At 70.0% G+C, this 17684-nt stretch carries 14 protein-coding genes; 13 read left to right on the top strand and 1 reads right to left on the bottom strand.

What is annotated here, in order from left to right:
- The first annotated feature begins 76 nt into the window (after nt 1–76).
- Nucleotides 77–1219 carry a glycosyltransferase family 4 protein gene (locus ACFYO0_RS16075; RefSeq protein ID WP_388675522.1) on the top strand — a complete coding sequence of 381 codons (1143 nt, stop codon included), beginning with the start codon at nt 77–79 and terminating at the stop codon, nt 1217–1219.
- A gap of 29 nt (nt 1220–1248) precedes the next feature.
- Here the strand turns inward: ACFYO0_RS16075 and ACFYO0_RS16080 are convergent, their stop codons facing one another.
- Nucleotides 1249–3057 carry a glycoside hydrolase family 15 protein gene (locus tag ACFYO0_RS16080; RefSeq protein ID WP_388676555.1) on the bottom strand — a complete coding sequence of 603 codons (1809 nt, stop codon included), beginning with the start codon at nt 3055–3057 and terminating at the stop codon, nt 1249–1251.
- A gap of 490 nt (nt 3058–3547) precedes the next feature.
- On the opposite strand from ACFYO0_RS16080, the gene ACFYO0_RS16085 reads away from it, so the two are divergent.
- From ACFYO0_RS16085 to ACFYO0_RS16140, 12 genes are all read left to right on the top strand, one after another.
- Nucleotides 3548–5197 carry a CTP synthase gene (locus tag ACFYO0_RS16085; RefSeq protein ID WP_388675524.1) on the top strand — a complete coding sequence of 550 codons (1650 nt, stop codon included), beginning with the start codon at nt 3548–3550 and terminating at the stop codon, nt 5195–5197.
- A gap of 83 nt (nt 5198–5280) precedes the next feature.
- Entirely contained in the window at nt 5281–5907 is a 627-nt protein-coding gene (locus ACFYO0_RS16090; protein WP_388675527.1) for an NUDIX domain-containing protein, read from the top strand.
- Nucleotides 5908–6091: 184 nt separating this feature from the next.
- A complete protein-coding gene (locus ACFYO0_RS16095; RefSeq protein ID WP_388675530.1) occupies nt 6092–8209 on the top strand; it encodes a tetratricopeptide repeat protein in 2118 nt (705 codons plus the stop codon).
- A 148-nt stretch (nt 8210–8357) separates the two neighbouring features.
- Nucleotides 8358–9482: an alanine dehydrogenase gene (ald, locus tag ACFYO0_RS16100; RefSeq protein ID WP_388675533.1), complete on the top strand. Its 1125-nt coding sequence runs from the start codon at nt 8358–8360 to the stop codon at nt 9480–9482.
- Nucleotides 9483–9881: 399 nt separating this feature from the next.
- The gene (locus ACFYO0_RS16105; RefSeq protein WP_344387709.1) at nt 9882–11009 is read left to right on the top strand and encodes a ParA family protein; all 1128 of its coding nucleotides are present in this window, start codon (nt 9882–9884) and stop codon (nt 11007–11009) included.
- Nucleotides 10994–11596, top strand: a complete 603-nt coding sequence (locus ACFYO0_RS16110) for a hypothetical protein (protein WP_388675536.1) — start codon at nt 10994–10996, stop codon at nt 11594–11596. The genes ACFYO0_RS16105 and ACFYO0_RS16110 overlap by 16 nt, the downstream gene beginning before the upstream one ends.
- A 19-nt stretch (nt 11597–11615) precedes the next feature.
- Nucleotides 11616–12860, top strand: coding sequence for a segregation and condensation protein A (locus tag ACFYO0_RS16115; RefSeq protein ID WP_388675539.1), 1245 nt, complete (start codon nt 11616–11618; stop codon nt 12858–12860).
- Nucleotides 12857–13507, top strand: coding sequence for an SMC-Scp complex subunit ScpB (scpB, locus tag ACFYO0_RS16120; protein WP_388675542.1), 651 nt, complete (start codon nt 12857–12859; stop codon nt 13505–13507). The genes ACFYO0_RS16115 and scpB overlap by 4 nt, the downstream gene beginning before the upstream one ends.
- Entirely contained in the window at nt 13507–14574 is a 1068-nt protein-coding gene (locus ACFYO0_RS16125) for a pseudouridine synthase (protein ID WP_388675545.1), read from the top strand. Before scpB ends, ACFYO0_RS16125 begins: the two co-directional genes overlap by 1 nt.
- Nucleotides 14575–14681: 107 nt before the next feature.
- Entirely contained in the window at nt 14682–15641 is a 960-nt protein-coding gene (locus ACFYO0_RS16130) for a sigma-70 family RNA polymerase sigma factor (RefSeq protein WP_388675547.1), read from the top strand.
- Nucleotides 15638–16222 (top strand): TIGR03086 family metal-binding protein, encoded by a 585-nt coding sequence (locus ACFYO0_RS16135; RefSeq protein WP_388675550.1) that lies wholly within the window; start codon nt 15638–15640, stop codon nt 16220–16222. Before ACFYO0_RS16130 ends, ACFYO0_RS16135 begins: the two co-directional genes overlap by 4 nt.
- Nucleotides 16223–16246: 24 nt before the next feature.
- Nucleotides 16247–17677: a DHA2 family efflux MFS transporter permease subunit gene (locus tag ACFYO0_RS16140; RefSeq protein ID WP_388675553.1), complete on the top strand. Its 1431-nt coding sequence runs from the start codon at nt 16247–16249 to the stop codon at nt 17675–17677.
- The last annotated feature ends 7 nt before the right edge of the window (nt 17678–17684 follow it).

Raw genomic sequence — 17684 nt, forward strand, 5'->3', positions numbered from 1 at the left:
AGCGGAGCGTTCCCGCGAGCGTTGTCTCTGTACTTTCTTCGTGACCGCCCGTCGCTGAACCAGGAGCCCCGGCCACGTGAGCACCACCGTGAGCAGCCAGTTGTCGCATGGTCGATCGGCGCTGCGCACCGTGCAGGTGCTCGGAGGCGGCAGTGCGGGGAGCAGCGCGCATGTGCGGTCGTTGGCGTCCGGCCTCGTGGCGCGAGGCGTGCGGGTCACCGTGTGTGCGCCGGCCGCGGCGGACCGGGCGTATGACTTCAGTGGTGCGGGAGCCCGGCATGTGCACGTGCCGCGGCGGAGTGACCCGGCTTCCGTGGCCGCGCTGCGGGCGGCCTGTGCGGACGCCGATCTCGTGCACGCACATGGACTGCATGCCGGGATGAGGGCGGCCATGGCGCTCAGTGGGCGGCGTGTTCCGTTCGTCGTGACCTGGCACAACCGCTCGCACGAGGAGGGCGCGCGGGCGCATCTGCTGCGGATGCTGGAGCGGCGGGTCGCGAAGGCCGCTTCGGTGGTCCTCGGGGCCTCGTCCGACCTTGTGGAGCGGGCCCGACGCAGCGGGGCGCGTGATGCCCGGCTCGCCGCGGTCGCGCTGCCGGAAGTGCGGCGGCCCGCCTTCGTGGGCGAGGAGCTCGAGCGGCTGCGTCCCAAGGCGCGAGCCGAACTCGGTGCCACGGACCGGCCGTTGCTGATGGCTGTCGGCTCGCTCGAGCGGCATCGGGGGTACGACACGCTGCTGGACGCCACGCGTGCCTGGCGGCGACTGGATCCCGTACCACTGCTCGTGATCGCCGGGGAGGGACCGCTGCGCGCGGAACTTAAGGGGCGTATCGAGGACGAAGAGCTGCCGGTACGTCTCGTCGGGCGCCGCGACGACGTCGGCGAGTTGCTGGCGGCAGCCGATCTCGCCCTGCTGCCCGGCGGCGGTGAAGCGCGCTCCGTACTCGCCCAGGAGGCTCTTCACGCGCGCGTGCCGCTTGTCGCGGCCGATACGGAAGGCGTCCCCGAACTGGTCGGGGACGCCGCCGAACTCGTACCGCACCGGGACGCGGAAGCGCTCGCCGACGCCGTCGTACGCCTTCTTCAGGATCCGCAGCGGCGTGAAGTCCTGAAGGACAAGGGCACACTGCAGGCAGCCTCCTGGCCGAGCGAGGACGAGACCGTAGCCCAAGTCCTCAGCGTCTACGACGAGTTGACGAAGCCGCCACCCCTGCCGTAGCCGGGCGGCGGCTTGTCGTCAGTCGCTCGTCAGCCGCCGTACGCCCCCGAGGCCGTCAGCCGCAGTGCCGTGTCGATCAGGGGCACGTGGCTGAACGCCTGCGGGAAGTTCCCTACCTGGCGCTTGAGGCGCGGGTCCCACTCCTCGGCCAGCAGACCGAGGTCGTTGCGCAGGGCGAGCAGCTTCTCGAAGAGCTTGCGGGCCTCGTCGACGCGGCCGATCATCGCCAGGTCGTCCGCCATCCAGAACGAGCAGGCGAGGAACGCGCCCTCGTCACCCTCCAGGCCGTCCACGCCCGCGTCCTCACCGGCGGTGGGGTAGCGCAGGATGAAGCCGTCCGTGGTCGACAGCTCCTGCTGGATGGCCTCGATCGTGCCGATCACACGCTTGTCGTCCGGCGGCAGGAAGCCCATCTGCGGGATCAGTAGCAGCGAGGCGTCCAGCTCCTTGGAGCCGTACGACTGTGTGAAGGTGTTGCGCTCCTTGTCGTAGCCCTTCTCACACACATCGCGGTGGATGTCGTCGCGCAGCTCGCGCCACTTCTCCAGCGGACCGTCCGCGTCGCCGGACTCGATGAGCTTGATGGTGCGGTCGACCGCGACCCAGGCCATCACCTTGGAGTGCACGAAGTGCCGGCGTGGACCGCGGACCTCCCAGATGCCCTCGTCCGGCTCGTCCCAGTGGTTCTCCAGGTAGCGGATCAGCTTGAGCTGCAGCAGGGACGCGTAGTCGTTGCGGGCCAGGCCCGTCATGTGCGCCAGGTGCAGGGCCTCGGTGACCTCGCCGTAGACGTCCAGCTGAAGCTGGTGCGCGGCGCCGTTCCCGACGCGTACGGGCGCGGAGTTCTCGTACCCGGGCAGCCAGTCGAGCTCCGCCTCACCCAGCTCACGCTCGCCCGCGATGCCGTACATGATCTGCAGGCTCTCCGGGTCGCCCGCGACCGCGCGCAGCAGCCACTCGCGCCAGGCGCGCGCCTCCTCGCGGTAGCCGGTGCGCAGCAGCGAGGAGAGGGTGATCGCCGCGTCGCGCAGCCAGGTGTAGCGGTAGTCCCAGTTGCGGACGCCGCCGATCTCCTCCGGCAGCGAGGTGGTGGGCGCGGCGACGATGCCGCCGGTGGGCGCGTACGTCAGCGCCTTCAGGGTGATCAGCGAGCGGACCACGGCCTCGCGGTAGGGCCCGTGGTACGTGCACTGCTCGACCCACTCGCGCCAGAACTCCTCGGTGGCCTCCAGGGCCTGCTCCGGCTCGGGCTCCGCGGGCGGCTCCTTGTGCGAAGGCTGCCAGGAGATGGTGAACGCGATCCGGTCACCCGGCGCCACCGTGAAGTCCGCGTACGTGGTCAGCGCCTTGCCGTAGGTCTCGGCCGTCGTGTCGAACCACACGGAGTCGGGCCCGGCGACGGCCACCGTCCGCCCCTCGTGCTTGTGCACCCAGGGCACGACGCGGCCGTACGAGAAACGCATCCGCAACGCGGAGCGCATCGGCACCCGGCCCGAGACGCCCTCGACGATCCGCACCAGCTGGGGTGCGCCGTCACGAGGGGGCATGAAATCGGTCACACGGACCGTTCCACGTGGCGTATCCCACTCGGATTCGAGGATCAGGGAGTCGCCGCGATAGGTGCGGCGGGCCGCTCTGGGCGGCTCGGCGTCCGCCGAGTGCGCGGGGCCAAGCCGCCAGAAGCCGTGCTCCTCGGTGCCGAGCAGTCCGGCGAAGACGGCGTGGGAGTCGAAGCGGGGCAGGCACAGCCAGTCCACCGTGCCATCCCGGCAGACCAGTGCTGCGGTCTGCATGTCTCCGATAAGTGCGTAGTCCTCGATGCGCCCGGCCACGTGCATCTCCAGTCGAACGGCCACGTCGCCCCCCAGGGGGCGGTTGCTCTTTGCGGTCAGGGGAACGGGTCAATACAACGTCGTCGCATGACGTCAATGGTCGCAGTGATTGTCGTTGCGAAACGAACTGACGAGCTCTGTGTCCGGAGAATACGGGCGGGGTGGTGCCGTTGTTCGGCCCGGCTCGGCAGCGATCGTCCGAGCAGGATACGACGCACGATGGTGATCCGTGCGCCCCTCCCTGGAAAGCGATTGCGCCGGATGAGTGGGAAGAGTGCACACCACTGTGCCCCGTGTCGGCCCGTGTGCGGAGCGTGGCCGGAAGCGGCCTCCCCTGGGCGCTGATACCCTGGTAGCCCGTGGACCGGTGGGCGCCCCCGAAGCAGAAACCGACGCGAGGGGTCCTCCGAACCGCAGCGGCGGCACCTCCCGAAACGCCCGGGTCAGGCAGCCGGCCCGCACTCCGAACCGCGACCACGGGAGCCCCGTCTTGGCCATGCCGCCCAAATCTTCGACGACCAAGCACATCTTCGTCACCGGGGGTGTCGCCTCCTCCCTCGGCAAGGGCCTGACCGCGTCCAGTCTGGGCGCACTGCTCAAGGCGCGGGGTCTGCGGGTCACGATGCAGAAGCTCGACCCTTATCTGAACGTCGACCCGGGCACCATGAACCCGTTCCAGCACGGCGAGGTGTTCGTCACCAATGACGGCGCCGAGACGGACCTGGACATCGGTCACTACGAGCGCTTCCTCGACGTGGACCTGGACGGCTCCGCCAACGTCACCACCGGCCAGGTGTACTCGACGGTGATCGCCAAGGAGCGGCGCGGCGAGTACCTCGGCGACACCGTGCAGGTCATCCCGCACATCACCAACGAGATCAAGCACCGAATCCGGCGCATGGCCACGGACGACGTGGACGTGGTGATCACGGAGGTCGGCGGCACGGTCGGCGACATCGAGTCGCTGCCGTTCCTGGAGACCGTCCGTCAGGTCCGTCACGAGGTCGGCCGCGACAATGTGTTCGTCGTCCACATCTCGCTCCTTCCTTACATCGGGCCGTCGGGAGAGTTGAAGACGAAGCCGACGCAGCATTCGGTTGCGGCTCTGCGCAACATCGGTATTCAGCCAGATGCGATCGTGCTGCGCGCCGACCGCGAGGTGCCGACCGCGATCAAGCGCAAGATCTCGCTGATGTGCGACGTCGACGAGGCGGCCGTGGTCGCGGCCATCGACGCCAAGTCGATCTACGACATCCCGAAGGTCCTGCACACCGAGGGCCTGGATGCCTACGTCGTGCGCAAGCTGGACCTCGCCTTCCGCGACGTGGACTGGACGATCTGGGACGACCTGCTCGACCGGGTCCACAACCCGCAGCACGAGATCAATCTCGCGCTCGTCGGCAAGTACATCGACCTGCCAGACGCATACCTTTCGGTCACCGAGGCGTTGCGTGCGGGCGGGTTCGCCAACAAGGCGCGCGTGAAGATCAAGTGGGTCACTTCGGACGACTGCAAGACCCCGGCGGGTGCCGCCCAGCAGCTCGCCGACGTCGACGCGATCTGTATCCCCGGCGGCTTCGGCGACCGCGGCGTCTCCGGCAAGGTCGGCGCCATCCAGTACGCCCGCGAGAACAAGATCCCGCTGCTCGGACTGTGTCTCGGCCTGCAGTGCATCGTGATCGAGGCCGCGCGCAACCTCGCCGACGTCGCGGACGCCAACTCCACGGAGTTCGACGCCGCCACTGGCCACCCCGTCATCTCCACCATGGCCGAGCAGCTCGACATCGTCGCCGGCGAGGGCGACATGGGCGGCACGATGCGGCTGGGCATGTACCCGGCGAAGCTCGCCGAGGGCTCGCTCGTGCGCGAGGTGTACGGCGGCAAGGAGTACGTCGAGGAGCGCCACCGTCACCGTTACGAGGTGAACAACTCCTACCGCGCCGAGCTGGAGAAGAAGGCCGGTCTGCTGTTCTCCGGCACGTCCCCGGACGGCAAGCTCGTGGAGTACCTGGAGTACCCGCGCGACGTCCACCCTTACCTGGTCGCGACCCAGGCGCACCCCGAGCTGCGCTCGCGCCCGACGCGTCCGCATCCGCTGTTCGCGGGCCTGGTGAAGGCCGCTGTGGAGCGGAAGACGGGTAGGTAACACGAGGTTGTACGGTTGCCGGGGTGCGGGTCCTTTGCGACGCGTGCCCCGGTTTTTCTGTGGACGTGGGAGGACAAGTCGACATGACCATCAAGGACACCGCCGAGGAGTGGCAGGTCAGGGCGACCGAGACTCCGTTCACGGGGAACAAGACCTCTGTGCGCACGGACGACGTGGTCATGCCCGACGGGACGGTCGTCCGGCGCGACTACCAGGTCCACCCCGGTTCGGTGGCGGTCCTCGCCCTCGACGACCAGGACCGCGTCCTGGTCATCCGCCAGTACCGGCACCCCGTACGCCAGAAGCTGTGGGAGATCCCGGCCGGCCTGCTCGACATCCCCGGCGAGAACCCGCTGCACGCCGCGCAGCGCGAGCTGTACGAGGAGGCCCACGTCAAGGCCGAGGACTGGCGGGTGCTCACCGACGTCTACACGACGCCGGGCGGCTGCGACGAGGCCGTACGGATCTTCCTCGCCCGGGATCTGTCCGAGGCGGAGGGGCAGCGTTTCGAGGTCGAGGACGAAGAAGCCGACATGGAGCTCTCGCGGGTCCCCGTCGAGGAGCTCGTCCGCGGTGTGCTCGCCGGTGAGCTGCACAACAACTGCCTTGTCGTGGGCGCTCTTTCCCTGGTCGCGGCCCAGAACGGCGACGGTCTCGACGCACTGCGCCCGGCCGAGGCGCCGTGGCCCGCGCGGCCCTTCGACGTGTGATCCCGCCTGCTCGGGAAGCCGGACGCACACCGTCCTGCCGCCGGTGTGACGATCGCCTGATCCGATCGGGGGACGTACCCGCCGTGCTCCTCCGGAATCGTCGCAGAGCGTGAACTAGGCTCTGGAAACGCCCCGTCCGGAGTCCCGGCGGGCTTGCGCGTGCGGTGGGACGGGAGTGTGGCCCGTGACGGATCAGGCGGTGGGCACCCAGGGCAAGAAGGTGCCGGCCAAGGAGCAGCGCCCGGCTGCCGGGTCCTCCACCACTCCCGGCTTCGCCCGAGCGGGGGGACCCCCATCCACGGAGGGTCAGTTCCTCGGCCGTACAAGAGAGTTGAAGGAACTCCGCGCTGACATCGAGCGTGCGGGCCTGGACACCCTGGCGGGCCGGAAAGCGCCACGCGCACGCGTGCTGCTCATCGCGGGCAAGCCCGGCTTCGGCCGCACCGCGCTCGCCGAAGAACTCGTACGGCAGGTCGCGGAGAGTTACCGGGACGGCACGCTACGAGCCCGCCTGAGCGAACCCGACGGCACACCGGTACCGACCGAGCGCACCGCCCGCGACCTGCTCGCCGCCCTGGAGCTGACCGCCCCGCCCGGAGCCCCGGAGGACGACCTCGTCGAGGCGCTGCGCGAGGGCCTCGCCACCCGCCGCGTGCTGCTCCTGCTCGACGACGCGGCGGACGCGGAACAGGTCGACGCGCTCCTCCCCGACAACCCGGAATGCCTGGTCGTCGCCGTCTCCGACGGGCCCCTGACCGGGATCTCCGACGTCCGCCCCTGCACCCTCGGCGGCCTGGACACCAAGTCCGCCGTCGAACTCCTCGGCCGCTACACCGGCTCGGTACGCATCACCGTCGACCCGCGCGCCGCCGAAGGACTCGTCGAGATCTGCGCCGCCCAGCCCGCCGCGCTGGTGCTCGCGGGCGGCTGGCTGGCCCGCCGGCCGAAGGCGGCCGTCGCCGACCTCGCCAAGCAGGTGTGCACAGAGAGTGACGAGGGTCCGGCACTCGAGCGTGTCTTCCGCCTCGTGTACGCCGAACTTTCCCCGGCCCGCGCACAGATGCTGCGCCTGCTCTCGCTCGCCCCCGCGGGCCTCGTCGACCCGCACACCGCGTCCGCGCTCGCCGGCTGCTCGGTGGGCGCCGCCGAGTCCACCCTCGACGACTTCGTCGGGCTCGGCCTCGTACGGCGCGTCGAGTCACCGCTGCCGCAGTACGAGGTGCCCGGCTGTCTGCTGCCGCTGCTGCGCTCGCGCACCGAGAGCGAGGACCGGCCGGCCGAGCTGCAGCTGGCCCGCGCCCGGATGCTGGAGCGGACCGTGCGGCTGCTGGCCTCCTGCCGCGCGATCACAGAGACCGACAGCTCGCCCGCCCGCGAGAAGCTCGCCGGGATGCCCCGCGCCCTGCGCTTCAAGAACCCCCGCGCGGCTGCCGACTGGCTGCGCATCCGGCAGCCCGCGCTGTTGGCCTCCGCCCGGCTCGCGGTCGCCGACGGCGAGTTGGACACCCTCGCACGCCGCCTGATGGCCGCGCTGGTGCGGGCGATGGTCGCGCACTTCGGTACGCGGGCGGTGGCGCCCGAGCTGTACGGCATCCACCAGCTCGTTCTCGATGTCGCCGAGCGGCGGAAGCTGCCCCGCGAGAAGGCCGCCGCGCTGCTGAACCTCGCGGACCTGGACGCCCGGACCGGCCGCACCAGTGAGGCGCTCGCCCGCTACCGCGCCGCTCTCGACGCCGGACGGGAGGCGAACGACCCGTACGCGACCGGCCGCGCGATGGAATCCGTAGGTGGTGCCCACCAGGAGCTGGGGGACTTCGACCGGGCCGCCGACTGGTACGGGCGGGCGCTCGCGCAGCGGCTCGCGCGCGACGAGCGCGTGGACGCTGCCCGGCTGCACGGCCGTATCGCCACTGTGCACACCTACGCGGGCCGCTACGACGAGGCGCTGCGCAGCTGGCGCTCGGCGGTCACCGGCCATCGCAGGAACGGTGATGTGGCAGGCGTGGCCAAGGCGTTGAGCGAGCTGGCACGGGTGCAGGAGTACTCCGGCCGGCCCGAGGAGTCGCTGCGCACGTGCCAGGAGGCGATCGAGTGGGCGCGCCGCGCCGAGGACGTACGACTGCGGGCCGCTCTGCAGCTCCGGCTCGCCGACACCCTGGACCGGCTCGGCGACCCCGTGGCTGCTCGGCTGCACCGCGGCGCGGCCGAGCGCATGCTGGGAGACGAGTTCCCGGAGGACCTGTCCGCGAGGGAACACGACGCTAACGCCTACGAAATCCGTAGTACATCCGCAGAAGATTGAAGCATTGGAAGGCTAGACACGGGGAATCCCTTCATTAGACTGGCTCCACCGCGTTCCTACGTGGTGTCTCCCGGTGTGCTCCCGTGCATCCGGGTATGTCTGGCATCGTCCGGGCAGGCGTTACCCACAACCCACTGAGCCAAGGACCGTGATCGACGTGAAGGTCGGCATCCCCCGCGAGGTCAAGAACAACGAGTTCCGGGTGGCCATCACCCCTGCCGGAGTGCATGAGCTGGTGCGCCACGGTCACCAGGTCGTCATCGAGCAGGGTGCCGGTGTCGGCTCCTCGATCACGGACGACGAGTTCGTCGCCGCCGGTGCGCGGATCCTCGGCACCGCGGACGAGGTGTGGGCCTCCGCCGACCTGCTCCTGAAGGTCAAGGAGCCGATTGCGGAGGAGTACCACCGCCTCCGTAAGGACCAGATCCTCTTCACCTATCTGCACCTGGCCGCGTCCAAGGAGTGCACGGACGCGCTCCTGGAGTCCGGCACCACCGCCATCGCGTACGAAACGGTCGAGCTGCCCAGCCGTGCGCTGCCGCTGCTCGCCCCGATGTCCGAGGTCGCGGGCCGGCTCGCCCCACAGGTCGGTGCCTACCACCTGATGGCCGCGAACGGCGGCCGCGGTGTGCTGCCCGGCGGGGTCCCGGGCGTGCTGGCCGGCCGGGCCGTCGTCATCGGCGGCGGTGTCTCGGGCTGGAACGCCGCGCAGATCGCCATCGGCATGGGCTTCCACGTGACCCTGCTCGACAAGGACATCAACAAGCTCAAGGAAGCCGACAAGATCTTCGGCACGAAGATCCAGACCGTCGTCTCCAACGCCTTCGAACTCGAGAAGGCGTGCCTGGAGGCCGACCTCGTCATCGGCGCCGTGCTCATCCCGGGCGCCAAGGCGCCGAAGCTGGTCACCAATGAACTCGTCTCCCGGATGAAGCCGGGAAGTGTTCTTGTCGACATCGCGATTGATCAAGGCGGTTGCTTCGAGGACTCGCGTCCGACGACCCACGCCGAGCCGACCTTCCCGGTCCACAACTCGGTCTTCTACTGCGTCGCCAACATGCCCGGCGCCGTGCCCAACACCTCCACGTACGCGCTGACCAACGCCACGCTCCCGTACATCGTGGAGCTCGCGAACCGCGGCTGGGTCGAGGCGCTGCGCCGTGACGCCGCGCTCGCCAAGGGCCTCAACACCCATGACGGCAAGGTCATTTACCGCGAGGTAGCGGAGGCGCACGGTCTGGAGCACCGAGAGCTTGAGACCCTGCTCGGCTGATCCGCCGACCCATCTCTCCACCGACAAAAGGCGATACGTCAACACGAGTCGTCAACGACATGCACCCGGCCGGACCTTGGGGAACCAGGTCCGGCCCCATGTTGTCGAGACCCTTTGCGAGACTCGCTCAACTCGCCTCGAACGTAACCCTTCGACCGTTTCGCACACCCGCGAAACCTGCCGTGCGACGCCCTTACGCCCTTGACAGAGGGGTGTTCCGTTGCCGACACATCGGGCCGGGTCCGGCGGATTGTGTTGCTGCGGAGCGGTGACACGCCATAGAGTCGCCAACCGTCGGCATGGTGCCACGCTGACCTATCTAGAAGTTTCCTGGTCACCAAGGAGGTAAGACGACTTGTGAATGAGTCGACATTTACTCCCGGGGGTGGTCAACCAGGAATGCCTGCGCAGGGCCCGAGGCCCACGGGGCTCGAGGCTGTCGGCTCCGTAGCTGTGCGCACCTTCGCAGCCCACCAGAGTCCACACCGGACTCAGACAGTCCACCAGAGCATGGATGGCCATCACGTGAACGCCATGGCCGGCAACGGAAGTGGCGAGAACCGCACCCACTTCGCCGACTACGACGACCTGCCCGAGGGGCACTTCTACGACCCCGACGCCGAGTACGAGCCCGATCCGGAGTACGCGGCCACGCTCGCGCCCGACGCGGCACGCCAGCGTCGTGAACGCATCGGCCCGACCGGCCGCCCGCTGCCGTACTTCCCGATCCCGGGCCCGCTGACCGATCACGGCCCCGCGAAGATCATCGCGATGTGCAACCAGAAGGGCGGCGTCGGCAAGACGACGTCGACCATCAACCTGGGCGCCGCGCTCGCGGAGTACGGACGACGGGTCCTGCTGGTCGACTTCGACCCGCAGGGCGCGCTGTCGGTCGGCCTCGGTGTCAACCCGATGGAGCTCGATCTCACCGTCTACAACCTGCTCATGGAGCGGGGCATGGCGGCCGACGAGGTCCTCCTCAAGACCGCGGTTCCGAACATGGACCTGCTGCCCAGCAATATCGATCTGTCGGCCGCCGAGGTTCAGCTGGTGTCCGAGGTCGCGCGCGAGTCCACGCTGCAGCGGGCACTGAAGCCGCTGATGGCCGACTACGACTACATCGTGATCGACTGCCAGCCCTCGCTCGGTCTGCTCACCGTGAACGCCCTCACGGCCGCTCACAAGGTGATCGTGCCGCTGGAGTGCGAGTTCTTCGCACTGCGAGGTGTCGCGCTGCTCACCGAGACCATCGAGAAGGTCCAGGAGCGGCTCAACCCCGAGCTGGAGCTCGACGGCATCCTCGCCACGATGTACGACTCGCGCACCGTGCACAGCCGCGAGGTGCTCGCGCGTGTCGTCGAGGCCTTCGACGATCACGTATACCACACGGTCATCGGGCGCACGGTCCGCTTCCCGGAGACCACGGTCGCCGGCGAACCGATCACCACGTACGCCTCCAACTCCGTCGGTGCCGCCGCCTATCGCCAGCTCGCCAGGGAGGTGCTCGCCCGGTGTCACGCCGAGTGAGTCTGCCGGGGGCCGACGAACTGTTCCGTACGACAGGGGGGATGGCGCTGCAGTCGTCCAGCCCCAGGCGCCAGGCCAATGGCCAGTCCAACGGTGAGGCCCGGGTGCCGGCTCCCGCGGGCGAGGGCGATACGGCTGCCTCCGGCTCGGCATCCGGTTCCGGGATCGCGGAGGACGCGCCGCAGGCTGTGCCCGCGCAGGGCGGGGACGGTGACGGGGCCGAGCATGTGGCCGCGGACTCCGAGTCCGCCGATGCAGGGGAGTCCCGTACCCGTGCCGCCGGAGCCGAGCGCTCCGGGCGACGGCAGGGGGCGCAGGAAGGTTCTGCCGCCGCTCAGCCGCGCAAGCGCGGGCGGGCTGCCTCGCGGCGGCCCAGTGGGCGGGAGCGGCACGACGAGAAGATCACCGTGTACGTGTCCGCCGAGGAGCTCATGGACCTCGAGCACGCCCGGCTGGTGCTCCGCGGGGAGCACGGGCTTGCGGTGGATCGCGGGCGGATCGTCCGTGAGGCTGTGGCCGTGGTGCTCGCGGATCTCGAGTCCCGAGGGGACGCCAGCATTCTTGTCCGTCGGCTTCGCGGGCGGTAAGCGGTAGCCTGCGACGGCTATGACCTCGTACGACGGCTCCGTCCCCGCATCCGGCTCCGCCGGTCGTCGGCGTGCGCTGGGGCGGGGGCCGGGGGCTCCGCCACCGCCTCCGGAGGCGGATGAGGCGCCGGTGCCTGCGCCTCCGGCGGAGGTTGGGGAGTCCGCGCCTCCGGCGGAAGTTGAGCCGCATGCGGCGCCCGACGCTCCTGCGGCGCCCGAGGCGCCTGCGGCGGAGAGCGAGTCTCCGGCTGAGGACGGTTCTTCGCCTGCGGACCGTGCGGCGTTGTGCCCACCCTCCCCCACTCTCGGCTCCGCTCGAGCGGGGGGACCCCCATCGCCCCGCGGAACGACTGCCCACAACGCCGACGAACCGGCCGCTGCAGAACCCGCAGCGCCTGCGGCGCCCGGCGATCCCGGCGCGCCCCGCGAAGCCGCCGAGCCCGACGACGGGACCTTCCGAGTTCGGCTGGCCAACTTTGAAGGGCCCTTTGACCTGCTGCTTCAGTTGATCTCGAAGCACAAGCTGGATGTGACCGAGGTGGCGCTTTCCAAGGTCACCGACGAGTTCATGGCGCATATCCGGGGGATGGGGCCGGACTGGGATCTCGATGAGACGACCGAGTTTCTCGTCGTCGCCGCCACCCTGCTCGATCTCAAGGCCGCTCGGCTGCTGCCGTCCGCCGAGGTGGAGGACGAGGCGGATCTGGCGCTGCTCGAGGCGCGGGATCTGTTGTTCGCGCGGCTGTTGCAGTACCGCGCGTACAAACAGATCGCCGAGATCTTCAGCGGGCGGCTCGAGGAGGAGGCCCGGCGGTATCCGCGCACTGTCGGACTGGAGCCGCATCACGCCGAGTTGTTGCCCGAGGTCGTCATCAGCATCGGGGCGGAGGGCTTCGCGAAGCTTGCCGTGAAGGCGATGCAGCCCAAGCCCAAGCCGCAGGTGTACGTCGACCACATCCACGCCCCGCTGGTGAGTGTGCAGGAGCAGGCCGGGATTGTTGTGGCGCGGCTGAGAGAGCTGGGGGAGGCCACCTTCCGGGCGCTCGTGGAGGACACGGACGACACGCTGACCGTCGTGGCGCGGTTCCTGGCCCTGCTGGAGCTGTATCGCGAGAAGGCCGTCGCGCTCGACCAGGAGGAGGCGCTGGGGGAGCTGCTGGTGCGCTGGACGGGCGGGGACAGCGAGGAGGAGCCCAGAGTGACGGACGAGTTCGACAGGCCTCCGGAGCCGGTCCAGGACGAAGCCAAGGAGGAGAAGGCGTGAGCGAGAACACCACCGAGGCGCCGGCAGGGCTGCGTAGCGTCGCGGATCTCGACCTCGGACCCGCCCTGGAGGCCGTACTCATGGTCGTGGACGAACCCGCGACCGAGGAGCACCTCGCGAAGATCATGGAGCGGCCCCGGCGGCAGATCGCGGACGCATTGCGGGCGCTGGCCGACGAGTACACCGTCCAGGGCCGGGGCTTTGAGCTGCGGCTCGTCGCGGGCGGCTGGCGGTTCTACACGCGGCCCGAGTACGCGGCGGCCGTCGAACGGTTCGTACTGGACGGCCAGCAGGCGCGCCTGACGCAGGCCGCCCTGGAGACGCTCGCGGTCGTGGCGTACCGCCAGCCGGTCAGCCGTTCCCGCGTCTCGGCCGTGCGAGGAGTGAACTGCGACGGTGTGATGCGCACCCTCCTGCAGCGCGGTCTGATAGAGGAGGCGGGCGCGGAACCCGAAACAGGTGCGATCCTGTACAGGACGACGAACTACTTCCTGGAGCGGATGGGCCTGCGCGGCCTGGACGAGCTTCCGGAGCTCGCGCCCTTCCTCCCCGAGGCGGAGGCGATCGAGGCCGAGACGCAGGAGGGCGTACCGTCGTTTGATCCGGATGCACCGGACCCCGATGACGACACGACGACGGAAATTTGATGCGAAGCAGCGGCAGCGGCAAGAGCGGCGGGCGCGGTAACTCCCGCGGCGCCGGCAACAACAGGGACCAGAAGCAGGGGCAGGGCCGCCCCCGCAAGCCCCGCCCCGAGGAGCGCCGCTACGACGTGGGCCCCGACGCCAGCAAGGAGGGCCCCAAGTCCGGGCGCGGCAGCTCCGCGCGGGGCGGCGCCAAGGGTGCTCCGAAGAAGGCACAGCCGGGCGGGCGCCGTCGTACGGCTCCGGCGCGTCCCCGCGAGTACGAGACGCAGATCGAGGAGCGCAACCGCGACCGGTACGCGGGCAAGAAGGACGTCAGGCTCCCGAAGACCTTCCCGGGTGCCGAGCAGGAGGGCGAGCGGCTGCAGAAGGTGCTCGCGCGCGCGGGATACGGTTCGCGGCGCGCCTGCGAGGAGCTGATCGAGCAGGCCCGTGTCGAGGTCAACGGTGAGATCGTGCTCGAGCAGGGGCTGCGCGTCGACCCGGAGAAGGACGAGATCAAGGTCGACGGGCTGACGGTCGCCACACAGGCGTACCAGTTCTTCGCGCTGAACAAGCCCGCCGGTGTCGTCTCTACGATGGAGGACCCGGAGGGGCGCCAGTGCCTCGGGGACTATGTCACCAACCGTGAGACGCGGCTCTTCCACGTGGGACGGCTCGACACCGAGACCGAGGGCATCATCCTGCTCACCAACCACGGCGAGCTGGCCAACCGGCTGACCCACCCCCGGTACGGCGTCAAGAAGACCTACCTCGCGCACATCGTGGGGCCGATCCCGCGCGACCTGGGTAAGCAGCTCAAGGACGGCATCCAGCTGGAGGACGGGTACGCGCGCGCGGACCACTTCCGCGTCGTCCAGCAGACCGGCAAGAACTACCTCGTAGAGGTCACTCTCCACGAGGGCCGTAAGCACATCGTGCGCCGCATGCTCGCCGAGGCGGGCTTCCCGGTCGACAAGCTCGTGCGCGTCGCCTTCGGGCCGATCACGCTCGGCGACCAGAAGTCGGGCTGGCTGCGCCGCCTGTCCAACACGGAGGTCGGGATGCTGATGCAGGAGGTCGAGCTCTAGGCCGCCGTACTCGCCACGCTCGACGGCCGGTTCCGGAATTCGTCCGGGGCCGGCCGATGCGTTTTCGCCGCTCCTGCGGTCTGTACCCGTGAGGCAAGGGAGCGGCCATGGCTGTGACGACGAATCGCGACGAGTTCGTACGGCTTACGGGGATGTACCGGCGCGAGCTGCTGGCGCACTGCTACCGGATGCTCGGGTCGGTCGACGACGCCGAGGATCTGGTGCAGGAGACGTATCTGCGGGCCTGGCGGTCGTACGACGGATACGAGGGCCGCGCCTCCTTGCGGACCTGGCTCTACCGGATCGCCACCAATACGTGTCTGACGGCGCTGGAGGGACGCGAACGGCGTCCGCTGCCCACGGGGCTCGGCGGGCCGTCAGACGCGCCTGAGGAGCCGTTGAGCACCCCTCCGACGGACATCCCGTGGCTCCAGCCGGTACCCGACACGCTCGTCGACCCGGCGACCGTCGTCGCGGCGCGCGGCAGCCTGCGGCTCGCGCTTGTCGCGGCGCTGCAGAATCTGCCCGCGCGGCAGCGGACCGTGCTCATCCTCAGGGACGTGCTGGCCTGGCGGGCGCATGAGGTGGCCGCCCTGCTCGGGACCACTACCGCGGCAGTGAAAAGCAGCCTCCAACGCGCGCGTGCCCGGCTCGACGAAGTGGCGCCGGACGAGGACCTGCTGGCGGAGCCGGACAGCACGGACGACCGCGAGCTGCTCGACCGATATGTGGCCGCCTTCGAGCTCGCCGACATGGATGCGCTGCTCGGGCTGCTCCAGGAAGGCGTCGAGCTGGAGATGCCGCCCTACCTGGAGTGGTTCAGCGGGAGGAAGGACGTCATGCGGTTCCTGGAGGCGCTCGAGCACGAGAAGGGACATCTGCGGATGATCCCCACGCAGGCGAACGGGCAGCCGGCCGTGGTGGCGTACAAGCGCGGTGCGGACGAGATGTACCGGGCGCACTCCGTGCAGGTGCTCACTGTCGAGAACCGGGAGATCACGCGGATCACCGTCTTCCTGGAACCGGGGCTGGCCGGGATCTTCGGGATGCCGGAGGTGCTGTCGTGAACTCCGGGGAGCTGTTGGAGCGTTCGCTCGCGTACGCGCTGGGGAGCGTCGCCGCCGTGGCACCCGGGAGTCTGCGTCGGGCCACGCCGTGCGCGCGGTGGGACCTGGGGGAGTTGCTCGGCCATCTCGACGACGCGCTCGACGCACTGCACGAGGGGCTGACGGGCGGGCGGATCGGTCTCTTCCCGGCGGCGGAGGGCCGCGCGGATCCCGCGTGCGACTTCCGGCGGCGTGCCTGTGCGCTGCTCGGTGCCTGGGTGGCCCTGCCCGGGGAGGGGCGCTCCGTGTCGGTGGGAGACCGGCCGCTGGACGTCCGCGTGATGGCCGCCACCGGCGCTGTCGAGATCGCTGTCCACGGCTGGGACGTGGCGCAGGCCTGCGGGCGGCCGCGGCCGATTCCGCCCGCGCTCGCGGCCGAGTTGCTGTCCGTCGCGCGGTGTGTGGTCGCGGACGAGGACCGGGGGGTGCGTTTCGCCGAGCCGGTCGGCGTGCTGCCCCGGGCCGGCGCCTCCGACCGGCTCGTCGCGTTCCTCGGGCGCGATTCCTTTTCCGGGCGGGGCTGGTCTGCCTTCCGTGAGTGACTCTCACGGAAGGGCTTATCCCTCATGGCTGACATCGACATCTCAGAAACGTTGCTCGCCCCCGCCCGCAAGGCACCGCCGTCCACCGCACCCCCACGGCGCGTCTGGACGGTGGTCCTTGCCGGGCTGGGGGCGCTCCTGTGCGCGCTGGACGTGGTGGTCGTCGCCACCGCGCTGCCCGCGCTGCAGGCCGACTTCGGGGCCAGCCTGTCCCAGCTGGAGTGGACGATCAATGCGTACAACCTCGTCTTCGCCTGTCTGACCCTGACGGGCGCCGCGCTCGGCGACCGGTTCGGGCGGCGGCGGATGTACGTCGTCGGGCTCGCCGTCTTCACACTGGCCTCCGCGTGGGCCGCACTCGCCGGTGGCGCCGGTGAACTCATCGCGGCACGTGCCGTTCAGGGAGCGGGAGCGGCCGTACTCCTGCCTCTCACACTGACCCTGATCAGCGAGGCGTTCCCGGCCGAGAAGCGGGGCGTGGCGATCGGTCTGTGGGGTGGGGTGAGCGGACTGGGGGTGGCCGCGGGGCCGGTACTGGGCGGGGCCGTCACAGATGGTCTGTCCTGGCAGTGGATCTTCTGGCTGAACGTGCCTCTGGGGCTTGTGATGCTTCCACTCGCCGCGCGGAAGCTGCGCGAGAGCCACGGTCCGCGGCCTCAACTGGACATCGTGGGGCTGGCGTTGGCGGTCGTGGGCCTGACCGGACTCGCCTGGGCGCCGGTGCGGGCGCCGGAGACGGGGTGGGGCAGCGCCGAGGTGCTGGTCGCCCTGGCCGTCGGGGTCGTGTTCGTGGCGGCCTTCCTTGGCTGGGAGCGGTCGGGGGCGCGGTACCCGATGCTGCCGCTCGCGCACTTCCGGCGGCGCGGCTTCTCCACCGCCAACGCTGCGGTCTTCCTGATGTTCATGTCGCTGCTCGGCGCGCTGTTCATGATCTCGCAGCTCTTCCAGGTCGGCCTGGGCAACTCCCCGTTGGAGGCGGGCCTGCGGATTCTGGTGTGGACGGGTACGCCGCTGCTCGTCGCGCCGGTCGCGGGCGCGCTCGCGGACCGGTTCGGGAACCGGCCCTTCATGCTGACGGGCCTTGTCCTCCAGGCGGTGGGGCTCGGGCTGATGGCCTGGCAGGTGGAGCCCGGGGTCGGCTACGACCGCCTGGTCATGCCGCTGATCATCGCCGGAGTCGGCATCTCCATGGTCTTTCCCACCGTCGCGAACGCCGTGAGCTCGTCGGTGCCGCCCGCAGAGGTGGGCGTCGCGTCGGGCGTCAACAACGCGCTGCGCGAGCTGGGCGGGGTCTTCGGCGTCGCCGTCGCCGCGGCCGTGTTCGTCCGGTACGGGGGCTATGACTCCGCGGAGAGCTTCATCGACGGATGCGCCCCCGCGCTGTGGGTCTCGGCGGCAGTCTCGGCCGCCGGGGCGGTGGTGGCGTCGCTCTCGCCGTCCAAGCACGGGAGTTGAGGCCAGC

Source organism: Streptomyces sp. NPDC006365 (assembly GCF_042870755.1).
GTDB classification, from domain to species: Bacteria; Actinomycetota; Actinomycetes; order Streptomycetales; family Streptomycetaceae; genus Streptomyces; species Streptomyces xiangluensis.

Bases quoted from the DNA above. Each gene is read 5' to 3' on its own strand.
- ACFYO0_RS16090 (WP_388675527.1), top strand. From the start codon at position 5,281: ATGACCATCAAGGACACCGCCGAGGAGTGGCAGGTCAGGGCGACCGAG.
- ACFYO0_RS16080 (WP_388676555.1), bottom strand. From the start codon at position 3,057: ATGCACGTGGCCGGGCGCATCGAGGACTACGCACTTATCGGAGACATG.
- ACFYO0_RS16085 (WP_388675524.1), top strand. From the start codon at position 3,548: ATGCCGCCCAAATCTTCGACGACCAAGCACATCTTCGTCACCGGGGGT.
- ACFYO0_RS16105 (WP_344387709.1), top strand. From the start codon at position 9,882: ATGCCTGCGCAGGGCCCGAGGCCCACGGGGCTCGAGGCTGTCGGCTCC.
- ACFYO0_RS16125 (WP_388675545.1), top strand. From the start codon at position 13,507: ATGCGAAGCAGCGGCAGCGGCAAGAGCGGCGGGCGCGGTAACTCCCGC.
- ACFYO0_RS16115 (WP_388675539.1), top strand. From the start codon at position 11,616: ATGACCTCGTACGACGGCTCCGTCCCCGCATCCGGCTCCGCCGGTCGT.
- ACFYO0_RS16130 (WP_388675547.1), top strand. From the start codon at position 14,682: ATGGCTGTGACGACGAATCGCGACGAGTTCGTACGGCTTACGGGGATG.
- ACFYO0_RS16140 (WP_388675553.1), top strand. From the start codon at position 16,247: ATGGCTGACATCGACATCTCAGAAACGTTGCTCGCCCCCGCCCGCAAG.